Below are 12,981 nucleotides of genomic sequence, written 5' to 3'. Positions count from 1 at the left end.
TTCTAGAGGGTTTTTTGATGTTCGATAAAGTATTGATCGCCAATCGCGGTGAAATCGCCCTGCGCATATTGCGCGCCTGCAAAGGCCTTGGCCTGCAGACCGTTGCGGTTTATTCCGAAGCGGATCGGGACGCCAGCTATGTGCAACAGGCCGACGAAGCGCTGTGCATCGGGCCTGCTGCGCCGGGGCAGAGTTACCTGAATCAGGCCGCTGTGCTTTACGCGGCCCAACTGACCGGCGCTCAGGCGATCCACCCAGGCTACGGGTTTCTCTCCGAGAACGCCGCCTTCGCCGAACGTATCGAGCAGGCTGGCCTGACCTTCATCGGCCCCAGCGCCGCCTGTATTCGCGTGATGGGCGACAAGGTTGCGGCCAAACGCGCAATGCGTGAAGCCGGTGTGCCTTGCGTGCCCGGCCCGGACACCAGCATGCCTGCCGATCCGCACAGCATTCTGGCGATTGCCCGCGACATCGGCTACCCGGTCATCGTCAAGGCTGCTGGCGGCGGCGGTGGGCGGGGTATGCGCGTGGTTCACGAAGAACAGCAGTTGCTCGATGCCATTGCGCTGACCGGTGAAGAAGCGCGTCGGGCATTCGGCAATCCCGAGCTGTATATCGAGAAGTTTCTCGTCCAGCCGCGCCACGTCGAAATTCAGGTGCTGTGTGATGCCTATGGCAATGCCGTCTGGCTCGGTTCGCGGGATTGCTCAATGCAGCGCCGCCACCAGAAGGTGCTTGAAGAGGCCCCGGCACCTGGGGTTGATGCGGCGCTGATGACCCGGGTTGGCGAGCGCTGCGCACAAGCCTGTCGCCAGATCGGCTATCAGGGCGTGGGCACGTTTGAATTCCTGTTTGAAAACGACGAGTTCTATTTCATCGAGATGAACACCCGCCTGCAGGTCGAGCATCCGGTCACGGAAATGACCTCTGGCATCGACATCGTCCAGCAGCAGATTCGCATGGCGATGGGCGAGCGCCTGAGTTTCAGTCAGGCCGACGTCAGCGTCTCGGGCCATTCGCTGGAATGCCGGATCAACGCCGAAGACCCGCGCAGCTTCATGCCGACGCCGGGGCAGGTCACTCGCTGGCAGGTCCCCGGTGGCTTTGGCGTGCGCGTCGATTCGCATGTCAGCCACGGTTACCGGGTCCCGCCTTATTACGATTCGATGGTGGCCAAAGTCATCACCCACGGTGCCAGCCGCGACGAGGCACTGGCGCGCATGCGTCTGGCGCTGAGCGAAATGCACGTCGAAGGGATTTCCACCAACATCGCGCTGCACCGCGACATTCTGCAGGACCCGGTGTTCTGCAAGGGCGGTATGGACATTCACCATCTGGAGCGTTGGTTGCAGACAAGGAGCCAGCCATGACCGTCTTGCAGTTGCCGAACATCCCGCGGATTACCCTGCTGGGGACCACTGCCTTGCTGTTTGAAGCCCCCGGCGAGCTGGATCTGGCCCCGCAGCAACGCATCTGGGCCTTGGCGGACCTGAGCAAGAACTGGCCGCAGGTGCGCGAAGCGGTGCCGGGCATGAACAACCTGATGCTGACCTTCGAGACGCCGCCACGGGACCTGAGCGGCCTGAAAACCCGCCTGATGGAAGCCTGGGAGCACTGCCAGCCTTTACCGTTGCAGGGCCGGATCATCGAGTTGCCGGTGGTGTACGGCGGCGACGGCGGCCCGCACATGGCCGATGTCATCGCGCACACCGGGCTGGACATCGAAACCATTGCCAACCTGCACTGCGAGCCGCTGTACCCGGTGTATGCCTTGGGCAGCCATCCCGGTTATTGCTACCTGGGCGGCATGGACCTGCGTCTGGCGACGCCGAGGCGCAAAGTGCCGGTGCTCGACATCGGTGCCGGATCGGTGTCTATCGGTGGCGTGCAGACCGGTATCTCTGCCTCAGCAGGCCCCAGTGGCTGGAACACGATAGGGCGCACGGAAATGGTGTTTTTTGATGCTGATCAGCATCCCCCGGCGCTGTTGCAACCCGGCGATCAATTGCGCTTGCGCATCGAGAGGATCATTCGATGATCGAAGTCATCAGCGCCACCGCGCTGGCCACCGTTCAGGATCTGGGCCGCCACGGCAGCCTGGGCTACGGCGTCGGCACCTCGGGGGCGATGGACACGCTGTCGCTGCGTCTGGGCAACCTGTTACTGGGTAATGCCGAAGACGCAGCGGGCATTGAAATACCGCTGTTCCCGTTTGAAGTGCGCTTTGTCGAAGACTGCACCTTTGCAATCACCGGCGCTGCCTGTTCTGCAAAACTGGATGGCGGGCGGCTGCCGGGCAACTGGGCTGCCCAGGCCCGCAAGGGTCAAGTGCTGAAGCTCAGTTACCCGACCACAGGCAGTCGCGCCTACCTGTGCCTGGCCGGTGGTGTGGACGTGCCGCCGGTGCTGGGTTCGCGCAGCACGCAATTGCGCGGTGCATTTGGCGGCTGGCAGGGCCGTGCCTTGCAGCAGGGTGACGTGATCCCTGCAGGCGCCGCGAATCAACAGCGCGCCGGTGATTTCGGGCTGGAATCTGCCGTGGCGGGCTTGCCGTTGATGCTGGATGGGCTACCCGCCATACGGGTATTGCCCGCGGCCGAATTCGACTGTTTCAGCGTCGAGGCTCAGGACACCTTCTTTGCCGGCGAATGGAAGATCACCACGCAAAGCAACCGTTACGGCTACCGCATGGAAGGCACGCCTCTGCTGGCGCGGGAAGCGCTGGAAATACGCTCTCACGGCATCGTGCCCGGCGTGATTCAGGTGCCCCACGGCGGCCAGCCGATTGTGCAAATGCGCGATGCGCAGCCCAGCGGCGGTTACCCCAAGTTTGCCACGGTCATCGAAGCCGACCTTTGGCGTCTCGGTCAGGCTCCCATCGGCAGCAAGGTGCGTTTCGTGCAATGCAGCTACGAGCAGGCCATCGAGGCGCTGGACACCAATCATGCCTTCATCGAAGACGCCCGGCGCTTGCTTGCGCTGCGTGGCCTGCAAGGACATCGCTGATGAACATCAATGAGATTCGCCAGTTGGCAGGCTGGATTCGTGACGCAGGGCTCACGGTTCTGGAACTGAAACGGCCGGGGTTCGAGCTGTTGATCCGGCGCGGTGTGCGTGCGGACACTCAGGCGTCGCCAACCGATGTGCAGACCGCAGCGGAACAGCCGCAAGCCGCTGCCTGTGTAATAGCTGCCGACAACCCCGGCGTATTCGTATCGAGCCACCCCGATGAAAAAAACAGTTACGTGAAGCCTGGCGATCGCGTTGCCGCCGGGCAATTGCTGGGCCTGCTGCGCATTGGCCGGCTTTATCTGCCGGTGCGCAGCAGCCAGGCGGGACGCGTTGTACGTTTTCTGGCTGCCGAGCACGAACGGGTCGGTTATGGCCAGCCGCTGATTGAACTGGAGGAATGACCGCATGCGTATCGATCTGAATGCCGATCTGGGCGAGGGCTTCGGCGCATGGACCATGGGCGAGGACGAAGCACTGATGCAGTTGATCTCCTCGGCCAATGTGGCCTGTGGCTTTCATGCGGGTGATCCGTTGATCATGGACAGCACCGTACGCCGCGCCAAAGCGCTGGGCATCGATCTTGGTGCGCATGTCGGCTTTCCTGATCTGCAGGGTTTCGGGCGGCGCAGAATGAACATCGAACTCAAGGAGTTATGCGCCATTGTGGTGTATCAACTGGGCGCGCTGGCAGGCATTGCGACCGCTGCCGGTTATCGCGTGACACACATGAGCTTTCACGGTGCGCTGGGCAATATGGCCGCCGCTGACGCTGAACTGGCCGGGCCGCTGGTTAAGGCAGTCGCCCGTTTTGACCCGCAGATGATCATCAGTTCTTCCAGCAGCGAGGCCATCGAGCAGGCGGCGCAAGCGTGCAACCTGCGAGTGGCGACGACTTTTCTCGCCGACCGCGCCTATGACGAAAACTGCCTGCTGGTGCCGCGTGGCATTGCCGGGGCGGTGGTCAAGGACCCGGAACAGGTCCGCGCCAGGGTCGCGCAGCTGTTGCAGGACGGCACCGTCACCACGTTGAGCGGCAAGCGTGTCGCGGTCAACGCCCAGTCGATTCTGTTGCATGGCGACACGCCCGGCGCGGTGGAGCTTGCGCGCAGCATCCGGCACAGCATCGAAGAGCAGGGCGGCGTCATCACCCCTGTTTCGCAGTTGCTTGGGTCATAAGCGCACCTTATCGCCACACAACCATTGCGTCTTGGTCGCTGCCCGTGACGCTCGTTAAAGTCCAGTACAAGGCGATCCGCATCCGCTGATAGCGACGCGACTGATCGAAGATTCTAAAGGAAACCCCGACATGCCTTTTTCCGATTACAAAACCGCGCTGGTCACCGGCGCTTCCTCCGGCATTGGCGAAGCTGTGGTCGAACGGCTGTGTGCCGAAGGCCTGCAGGTTCATGCGCTGGCACGCAGTGCCGACAAACTGGCGACGCTGGCGCAGCGTACCGGTTGCATCGCGCACGCTATTGATGTGACTGATCTGGCTGGCCTGACGGTCTTGTTCGAGGCTCAGCGGTTTGATGTGGTGGTCAATAATGCCGGGGTTGACCGGCCCGGCTCGCTGCTCAAGGCGGATGCCGAGGGTATTGATCTGCTGATCGATGTGAACCTGCGCGCCGTGTTGCAGATCGCCCGGTTGTCGCTGCCCGGCATGGTCGAGCGTGACTGTGGGCACATCATCAACATCAGCTCGATTGCCGCCGCCTACAACTTCGGCGGCAATTCGACCTACCACGCCACCAAGGCGGCAGTGAGCATGCTCTCTCGCCAGTTGCGTATCGATGCCTTCGGCAAGCGGGTGCGGGTGACTGAAATCTGCCCGGGCCGTGTTGCGACAGACATTTTTGCCCATGTGCATGGCGACTCCGAAGAAGTGCGCAAGCGTTTTATCGAGGGTTATGAGCTGCCTGTGGCCAAGGACATTGCCGACGCCATCGCCTACGTGATTGCCGCGCCCATCGCGGTGAATATCGGGCACATGGAAATCACTCCGACTTTGCAGGTGCCCGGTGGGCTGTCCACTGCACGCCCGCAGGACTATGAAGGCTGAAACAGCGGCCAACCGCAAGAGCAGCATCTATCACGAGAGCGGCACCAGCCGCCAGGCAACACCTGCGCCGGCGCAACCGGTGCCTTGCTTCTGCCCTGACTGCATGTCGATGGGAACAACCATGACGAATGACTTCGATCTTTCGGCGATCCTGCAGGGCGAGTACGCCGAGCTGATCGTCAAGGGCATAGAAACCACCGTGCAACTGGCTTTTGTCGCCTGGTGCATGGCCATGGCGGTGGCCCTGTTGCTGGTGTCGATTCGCCTGACTGGCAACATGTACGCCGAGCGTCTGGTCGCGGGTTATGTGTCCTACCACCGCAACGTGCCGACGCTGGTGCAACTGATGCTCTGGTATTTCGGTATCCCGACATTGCTGTCCGAGAGCACGCAGATCTGGCTGTCCGGTTACAGCACTGAGTACCTGTTTTCGGTGATCGCTCTGGGGCTTTGCCAAGCCGCCTACTTCAGTGAAGACATCCGCAGCGGGCTGCGCGCCATTCCGGCCGGGCAGGTCGAAGCGTCCCGGGCGCTGGGCCTGGGCTATGTACGTTCGATGCGCTACGTGATCTTGCCGCAGGGCGTGCGCAACTGCCTGCCGTCGTTGATCAACCACACCGTTCTGCTGTTCAAGAACACCAGCCTGGTCATGGCCATCGGTGTGGTCGAGCTGACCTATGCCACCCGTGAGGTCGAGAACTACACCTTCCGTACCTTCGAGGCGTATCTGGTCGCAACCGTGGTCTATCTGGCCATTTCTCTGATGTTGATGGGCCTGGGTGCGTTGCTGGCCCGGCACTTCAGCAAAGCCATGGCGAGGTAGTCGGCGATGTTAGATGTGTTCACGATTGTCCGCGATAACTGGACCCTGCTGCTGGTCGGTCAGTACCCTCATGGGCCGATGGGCGGGCTGGTTTCAACGCTGATTCTGGCTGCGCTGGCGTTGTTGCTGGCGTTCCCTCTGGGCTTGCTGCTGTCTCTGGCGCGGGTTTCGCCGTGGCGCTGGCTGCGTTACCCGGCGACGGTCTGGGTTTACGTGATGCGCGGCATTCCGCTGTTGATGGTGATTTTCTGGACCTACTTTCTGGTCCCGTTGCTGATCGGCCATAACATTACCGGCTTTACCACCATGCTCTGCACGCTGGTGGTTTATCAGAGCGCGTACCTGTGCGAAATCATTAGCGGGGCCATTCAGGCGCTGCCGGCCGGTCAATACGAAGCATCCCGCGCGCTGGGCATGGGCTATCTGCGCACCACAGTCTGGGTGATTTTGCCGCAGGCGCTTTATAACGCGTTGCCCAGCCTGATCAGCCAGTTCATTTCGATCATCAAGGAAACCTCGCTGGGTTATGTGATCAACGTTCAGGAAGTGACCTTCGCCGCCAATCAGATCAACAACCAACTGCTGACCAAGCCGTTTCAGGTGTTCTTCATTCTGGCGATCACCTACTACGTGCTGTGCTACGGCCTGACCCGGCTCGCCGCCGTCGTGGAACAGCGAATTGCCCGCAAGCGCGAGGGCACTGTGTCGCCTGTAGCCGTTGCGCGGCCTTTGACTACCGATAAGTGAGGGTTGCCCCATGCATCCAATGATCATGTTTTCCAGGATCAACAAATGGTATGGCGAATACCAGGCCCTGACCGATATCACCGCCGAGGTGCAGCGTGGCGAAGTGGTGGTGCTGTGCGGGCCATCCGGCTCGGGTAAATCGACACTGATCCGTACGGTCAACCGTCTTGAAGACGTGCAACAGGGCCAGATTCTGTTCGACGGCCACGACGTGAATGGCACCGATGCAAACGTCAACCGTTTGCGCAGTCGCGTCGGTTTTGTGTTCCAGAGCTTCAATCTGTTTCCGCATTTGTCGGTGCTCGACAACATCATCCTGACCCCGACCAAAGTGCGCGGCCTCAAAAGCAGTGAGGCGCGCGCCAGAGCCATGGAACTGCTCGACCGGGTCGGGCTGGCCCACAAGGCCGGTGCCTATCCGGCGCAGTTGTCCGGCGGCCAGCAGCAGCGCGTGGCGATTGCCCGTGCGCTGGCGATGGAGCCGCCGGTGATGCTGTTTGACGAACCCACCAGCGCCCTTGACCCGGAAATGGTCGGCGAAGTGCTCAGCGTTATGAAAGGCCTGGCCAAGGAGGGCATGACCATGATGTGCGTTACCCACGAGATGAATTTCGCCCGTGAAGTGGCCGACACCATCTGGTTCATGGATGCGGGGCAGATTCTCGAAAAATCCAGCCCGGAGGCATTCTTTCAGCAGCCTGAACACCCGCGTGCACAACGTTTCATTTCCGACCTGCGCAGCCATTGAGCGCAGGCCCTTTTTTAACGAATGTTTCAGTGAATCCCTCAATTCATTTCCAGGAGTCTCCCCATGCGTATGAAGTCTTTGCTGGCTGCACTGGCGTTGTCGCCACTGGCTGTTGCGGTTGCCCATGCGGACCAGCTCAGCGATGTGATGAGCAAGAAAAGCCTGAGCTGTGGCGTTTATGCCGATGTGCCGCCGTTCTCGGCGCCAGACCCGAAAACCCGGGAACTGGTGGGCATGGACGTGGACCTGTGCAAGGCGCTGGCCAAGCACATGGGCGTCGAGTTGGAGCTCAAGCCGCTGTCGGTCGAAGCGCGGATTCCAGAAGTCAAAATGGGTCGGGTGGACGTGATCTTCGCCAACCTGGCCTACACCAGGAGCCGCGCCGATCAGATCCAGTTCAGCGACCCGTACTACATCGCCAAGGAAACACTGGTGGTGCGCGCCGCGAACGCCGATCAGCCCAAATCGTTTTTCAAGGACAAACGCATCAGTTCGACCAAGGGCTCTACCTCCGAGCAGTCGATTCGCCTGGCTGACGCAACCCCGGTGACTTTCCAGGACACCGGCTCTGCGTACATGGCGCTGCAACAGAACAAGGTGGTGGGCCTGGTGACCAACACCATGACCGCCATCAAGCTGGTGGGGCAGGCTAAAGCCAGCGGCGTGGAATTGGCAATTGCCAAGGAGCCAATGGCACTGGAGCCTATCGGCGCTGGCATGCGTCAGGGTGAGCCGGCGTTTCTGGCGAAGGTCAACGAGTCGCTTTACGCAATGGAAGCCGCAGGCGAAATCGACGCGATCTGGGCGCACTGGATCGGCCCGAATACCGAATACAAAATGACCCGTGAAGACAAGGTGCAAAGCCTGAGCGCGTTGAAGTTCGATCCACTGCCTTGATCACAGGGCGGGTTCCCCGACGCCGGACAGGCTCTGTGCCTGTCCGGCCCCTCGCTAATACTGCGGTTTGACGGCCTTCCAGTCCGGTGTGTACTTCTGCATCTGCCTCACATCATCGCGCTGACGAATGCCGCAGCTGTGGTACTGGTCGTTGAGCTTGCCGAGCTGGTCGTAATCCAGTTCGAGGCCCAGGCCAGGCGCGCGGGTGATGCTGACGCAGCCGTCGACAATCGGCAGTTTGCCGCCCTTGATGACTTCTTCGTCCGCTTCCTGCCACGGGTAATGTGTGTCGCAGGCGTAATCCAGATTGGGTACCGAGGCGGCCACATGCGCCATGGCCATGAGGCTGATGCCCAAGTGGGAATTGGAATGCATCGACACGCCAAGGCCAAAGGTGTCGCACATCTTCGCCAGCGCCTGGGTGTCGCGCAGGCCGCCCCAGTAATGGTGGTCGGCGAGCACGATCTGCACGCTGTTCAGGGCCACGCTGCGGCGAAATTCGTCGAAGTCGGTGACCACCATGTTGGTCGCCAGCGGTAGCCCGGTGCGTTTGTGCAGTTCGGACATGCCGTCCAGGCCCGGCGTAGGGTCTTCGTAGTACTGCAAGTCATCGCCGAGCAGCTGCGCCATGCGAATCGAGGTTTCCAGCGACCAGTTGCCGTTGGGGTCGATGCGTAGCGGGTAGCCGGGGAATGCCTTTTTCAAGGCCTTGATGCACGACACTTCGTGTTCAGGGTCCAGCGCGCCGGCCTTGAGCTTGATGCTTTTGAAGCCATAGGCCTCGATCATGCGTCGGGCCTGGGCGACGATCTGTTCTTCGTTCAGCGCCTCGCCCCAGTTGTCTGGTGGGTAGGGCGTGTCGATGTGCTGCGCGTACTTGAAGAACAGGTAGGCGCTGAACGGAATACGCTCGCGAATCGCACCACCCAGCAGGTCCACCAGTGGCAGGTTCATGGAGCGTGCCTGCAGGTCCAGAAACGCCACCTCGAATGCCGAATAGGCATTGCTCACCGCCTTGCTGGCATGCGAGCCCGGCGCGAGTTCGGCACCGGCCAGGCTGGCGGGCTTGTGTGCCGCAACGGTGGCCTGAACGATGCTGCGCAATTGATTGAGGTTGAACGGGTCGATGCCGATCAACTGGTTCTGTACCTGCTGCTGAATCGCCAGTGCTGGCGCGTCGCCGTAACTTTCGCCGAGGCCGATATAACCGTTGTCGCTCTCTATCTCGATGATCGAGCGCAAGGCAAAGGGTTCATGGATACCGCTGGCGTTGAGCAGCGGCGGGTCGCGAAAGGCGATGGGGGTCACGGTCACACGGATGATTTTCAAAAGGCGGTCTCCCAAGAGGTCAGGGTTTGAGGCTGGAAGGGCTGCCGAGCGGGGCGGCGGTGTGCCGTGCAACCGGCTCAGCCTTGGCCGGGCGGCGCTGGTCACCGCGCGGCGTGGTACGGGCGAAGAAAATCACGATGGCCGCCAGCAGCGAGGTTGCGGCGAGCCCGTACAGGCCGTCCTGAATCGAGCCGGTGGTCTGTTCCAGAAAACCGAAGGTGGTGGGCGCGACGAAGCCGCCGAGGTTGCCAATGGAGTTGATCAGCGCAATGACCGCTGCGGCGATGCGTGCATCCAGATAACCCTGCGGGATTGGCCAGAACAGTGCCGAAGCGGCCTTGAAGCCAATCGCGGCGAAACAGATGGCTACAAAAGCGAAGACCGGCCCGCCGTTGGTTGACATGAACATGCCGACCGAGGCGATCACCAGCGTGACGGCAACCCAGGCTTGCTGGTGCTTGAAGCGCGCCGCGAGGGCAGCAAAACCGTACATGGCGACAATGGAGATGATCCACGGCACCGAGTTGAACAGCCCGACCTCGAAGTCGCTGAAGCTGCCCATCTTGCGGATCATGCTCGGCAACCAGAAGGTTGCGCCATAAATGGTCAGCGCTATCGAAAAATAGATGAAGCAGAACAGCATGATCTGCCGGTCCGCCAGCAACCTGAACAGCGTAGGCCGGACAGTTTGCGTGGCTTCGCGCTGGCGTTGCTCTTCGGCAATGACGGTGGTCAGCGCAGTTTTTTCTTCATTGCTGAGCCAGGTCGCTTCGTGCGGGTGTGACTGCAGCCAGAACCAGACAACGCCGCACAGCACGATCGAAGCGAAGCCCTCGATCAGGAACATCCACTGCCAGCCGTGCAGATTCAGCCCTTCGACACCCAGCAGTGCGCCCGACACCGGGCCGGAGATCACCGAAGCAATCGCCGAGCCGCTGAGAAACAGCGCCATGGCCTTGCCGCGATCACTCGACGGCAGCCACTGGGTAAAGTAATAAATAATGCCTGGAAAGAAGCCGGCCTCCGCTGCGCCGAGGATAAAACGCAGCACGTAGAAACTGGTTTCACCCTTCACGAACGCCATGGCCATCGCCGCTGCGCCCCAGGTAAACATGATGCGCGTCAGCCAGGCACGGGCGCCGTAGCGTTGCAGCAGCATGTTGGAAGGCACTTCAAACAGCGCATAGCCGACGAAAAACAGACCCGCGCCCAGCCCGTAGGCCGCCGCGCCAATGCCCAGATCGGTTTCCAGATGGCTGCGCACAAAGCCGATATTAACCCGGTCGATATAGTTGACGATGAACATCACCACGAACAGTGGCATCACGTGGCGTTTCACCTTGGTGGCCGCACGGGCAAGCACCGTGGGGTCCGAAGCACTAGGGACGGTATTCAAGAGGTGACTCCCATTCATTTCATTGTTTTTTTGGGGATGAGTCGATCATGAGTGGGTGTATTATTCCCGTCCAATCCAGTTAGTGACTTGATTGATACCGGGAGTGAATCAATGTTCGAGCTTTCGCAACTGCGTTGCTTTACTACGGTGGCCACCGAGCTGAATTTTCGTCGCGCTGCTGAACGGCTCAACATGACTCAGCCACCGCTGAGCCGACAGATTCAGTTGCTGGAGCACAGCCTCGGCGTTGCACTGTTCACGCGCAGTACGCGCAGCGTGGCGTTGACCGCCGCCGGGCGAGCCTTTTTCATCGAAGCGCAGACGTTGCTGGAGCGCGCACAGCAGGCCGCACTTTCCGCCCGGCGCTTTGCGCAGGGTGATATTGGCTCGGTGACTATCAGTTTTGTCGGCAGCGCGGTGTACGAGTTTCTGCCCAGGGTGATCGCCGAGGCGCGGCTCAAGCAGCCGCAGGTGAAGATCTCCCTGACTGAAATGAACACTTACCAACAGCATGAGGCGCTCAGGGCGCGGCGCATCGATCTGGGCATCGCACGAGCGCCGCTGTTTCAGCCCGGTTACGAGAGTGCATGCCTGGTGCGCGAGCCCTTTGTGCTGGCGGTGCCAGGCAATCATCCTCTGGCAGTTGCTGATACGGTCGGCGTGGCAGACCTGGATGGCGTGCCGTTTCTGATGTATTCGCATTCGGCCTATCCGCCGTTCAACGAACTGCTGACCGGCATGTTTCGTTCGGCACGCGTTGCGCCGGAGTATGTTCAATGGCTTGGGTCATCGCTGACCATCCTGGCTCTGGTCAATGCCGGCATGGGGCTGGCGCTGGTGCCGCGTTGCGCGACCAATGTGGTGTTCAGGGATGTCGTGTTTCGTGACATTGATCTGGGGGAGGGCGTGCAGAGCGAACTGCATCTGGTCTGGCGCGCAGACAACGACAACCCGGCCTGCAGGATGCTGCTGGAGGCGATCCGCGCCGCCGTCAGGTCTGATGAAAAATAAGTCTGAAACGCCTTGCAGGTGGCTGGCATCAACTATCATCTGTTCAGTCGATAGTCATCATCAAGCAAGGCAGGTTCTGTTTTTCCGGCAAAGGAGGAGGATGGCGTCATAGCCACTTGCTCCAAAGGGAGACGACGCGATGAGAATGTTCAATCTGTTGACGCTTGCTGCCGTATTAAGCACCAGCATGGTCTTCACCACACCAGCCAGCGCTGTCGTCTCGTCTGTCTCTGCGGCCTCTGAACAGGTCTGCCATTTCGCACCCGTCGCCGATAGCGCAGCCAGTCTTCAGCACACTCAATCAGTGGGTGTGATGTACAGCGAAAACACCGTTAGCAACCTGCAGTACCTGAACAACTACCACTCGGTAGCGCTAAGGAGCGGCCAGAACGGCGCTCTGGATTCGCGGATTCGCAATGCATTCATCAGCAGTTCAGACCCGAAACTGGCGACCGACTGGCTGATCGGTTCATTGAAGAAAGAATTCGCGTCGGTAACGGTTTACGACAATCTGGATGCACTGATGCGGGCGCGACCTGACGTGGTTGTGATGCTCGACACCTACAACCGTCTGGTGAGCAAACGTAACAGTCAGGTCGAAGCGCGTTTCATGGCGCGATTCTATGACACTGACCTGCAATACATCGGCAAGGCCGAGGGCGAAGTGGTCAGGGAAATGACTTCGGTCTGGGTGCAGGGCAAGGCCGCCCCGGAGATCGCCGCGCAGATCGATCAGCAACGTGACCTGCAAGTGAACGCCCTGAAACAGTTCGATGCGTCGCTCAAGGCACTGGTGATGCAGGCTGACCGGGCCCAGGTGGCGGCGAACTGAACGGTTACTGCTGAAAGACACACCCTCATCAGTGATTCCTGGCTACAGGTGGATTGAAGACGTGTGATTGAACGAAAACGGTGTAAGAGCCGCTGATATACCCCAGCCCCGAGGGCAGGTCGAGCGT

At 60.5% G+C, this 12,981-nt stretch carries 14 protein-coding genes; 12 read left to right on the top strand and 2 right to left on the bottom strand.

The window, feature by feature from the left end:
* Nucleotides 1–17: 17 nt before the first annotated feature.
* The 10 genes from accC to PSPTO_RS15055 all read left to right on the top strand — a co-directional run bounded on the left by accC (nucleotide 18) and on the right by PSPTO_RS15055 (nucleotide 8,286).
* Nucleotides 18–1,370: an acetyl-CoA carboxylase biotin carboxylase subunit gene (gene accC / locus PSPTO_RS15100; RefSeq protein ID WP_011104273.1), complete on the top strand. Its 1,353-nt coding sequence runs from the start codon at nucleotides 18–20 to the stop codon at nucleotides 1,368–1,370.
* The gene (gene pxpB, locus PSPTO_RS15095; protein ID WP_005764295.1) at nucleotides 1,367–2,038 is read left to right on the top strand and encodes a 5-oxoprolinase subunit PxpB; all 672 of its coding nucleotides are present in this window, start codon (nucleotides 1,367–1,369) and stop codon (nucleotides 2,036–2,038) included. Before accC ends, pxpB begins: the two co-directional genes overlap by 4 nt.
* Nucleotides 2,035–3,006 carry a biotin-dependent carboxyltransferase family protein gene (locus PSPTO_RS15090; protein ID WP_005764297.1) on the top strand — a complete coding sequence of 324 codons (972 nt, stop codon included), beginning with the start codon at nucleotides 2,035–2,037 and terminating at the stop codon, nucleotides 3,004–3,006. The genes pxpB and PSPTO_RS15090 overlap by 4 nt, the downstream gene beginning before the upstream one ends.
* Nucleotides 3,006–3,413, top strand: a complete 408-nt coding sequence (locus PSPTO_RS15085) for an acetyl-CoA carboxylase biotin carboxyl carrier protein (RefSeq protein WP_005764299.1) — start codon at nucleotides 3,006–3,008, stop codon at nucleotides 3,411–3,413. Before PSPTO_RS15090 ends, PSPTO_RS15085 begins: the two co-directional genes overlap by 1 nt.
* A 4-nt stretch (nucleotides 3,414–3,417) precedes the next feature.
* Nucleotides 3,418–4,188: a LamB/YcsF family protein gene (locus PSPTO_RS15080; RefSeq protein ID WP_011104272.1), complete on the top strand. Its 771-nt coding sequence runs from the start codon at nucleotides 3,418–3,420 to the stop codon at nucleotides 4,186–4,188.
* Between the two features lie 130 nt (nucleotides 4,189–4,318).
* On the top strand, nucleotides 4,319–5,071 hold the full coding sequence (locus PSPTO_RS15075) for an SDR family oxidoreductase (protein ID WP_011104271.1): 753 nt from the start codon (nucleotides 4,319–4,321) through the stop codon (nucleotides 5,069–5,071).
* A 121-nt stretch (nucleotides 5,072–5,192) separates the two neighbouring features.
* Nucleotides 5,193–5,894: an amino acid ABC transporter permease gene (locus tag PSPTO_RS15070; RefSeq protein WP_011104270.1), complete on the top strand. Its 702-nt coding sequence runs from the start codon at nucleotides 5,193–5,195 to the stop codon at nucleotides 5,892–5,894.
* 6 nt (nucleotides 5,895–5,900) lie between these two features.
* Nucleotides 5,901–6,641 carry an amino acid ABC transporter permease gene (locus tag PSPTO_RS15065; RefSeq protein ID WP_011104269.1) on the top strand — a complete coding sequence of 247 codons (741 nt, stop codon included), beginning with the start codon at nucleotides 5,901–5,903 and terminating at the stop codon, nucleotides 6,639–6,641.
* Nucleotides 6,642–6,660: 19 nt separating this feature from the next.
* A complete protein-coding gene (locus PSPTO_RS15060; protein ID WP_003379556.1) occupies nucleotides 6,661–7,389 on the top strand; it encodes an amino acid ABC transporter ATP-binding protein in 729 nt (242 codons plus the stop codon).
* Between the two features lie 63 nt (nucleotides 7,390–7,452).
* Nucleotides 7,453–8,286, top strand: a complete 834-nt coding sequence (locus PSPTO_RS15055) for an ABC transporter substrate-binding protein (protein WP_003379555.1) — start codon at nucleotides 7,453–7,455, stop codon at nucleotides 8,284–8,286.
* A gap of 54 nt (nucleotides 8,287–8,340) precedes the next feature.
* Here the strand turns inward: PSPTO_RS15055 and PSPTO_RS15050 are convergent, their stop codons facing one another.
* Together PSPTO_RS15050 and PSPTO_RS15045 are read right to left on the bottom strand one after the other, a co-directional pair.
* Nucleotides 8,341–9,615 (bottom strand): glucarate dehydratase family protein, encoded by a 1,275-nt coding sequence (locus PSPTO_RS15050; protein WP_011104268.1) that lies wholly within the window; start codon nucleotides 9,613–9,615, stop codon nucleotides 8,341–8,343.
* 19 nt (nucleotides 9,616–9,634) lie between these two features.
* Nucleotides 9,635–10,978, bottom strand: coding sequence for an MFS transporter (locus PSPTO_RS15045; RefSeq protein WP_011104267.1), 1,344 nt, complete (start codon nucleotides 10,976–10,978; stop codon nucleotides 9,635–9,637).
* A gap of 144 nt (nucleotides 10,979–11,122) precedes the next feature.
* Here PSPTO_RS15045 and PSPTO_RS15040 point away from each other — a divergent pair, with 144 nt between their 5' ends.
* Nucleotides 11,123–12,022, top strand: coding sequence for a LysR substrate-binding domain-containing protein (locus PSPTO_RS15040; protein ID WP_005764318.1), 900 nt, complete (start codon nucleotides 11,123–11,125; stop codon nucleotides 12,020–12,022).
* Nucleotides 12,023–12,161: 139 nt separating this feature from the next.
* Entirely contained in the window at nucleotides 12,162–12,854 is a 693-nt protein-coding gene (locus PSPTO_RS15035) for a hypothetical protein (RefSeq protein ID WP_005764319.1), read from the top strand.
* Nucleotides 12,855–12,981: the final 127 nt, after the last annotated feature.

It is taken from the genome of Pseudomonas syringae pv. tomato str. DC3000 (assembly GCF_000007805.1).
Taxonomy (GTDB): Bacteria; Pseudomonadota; Gammaproteobacteria; order Pseudomonadales; family Pseudomonadaceae; genus Aquipseudomonas; species Aquipseudomonas avellanae.
Note: the sequence above shows the minus strand (reverse complement) of the source record. Positions and strands in the feature narration are given on the sequence as shown.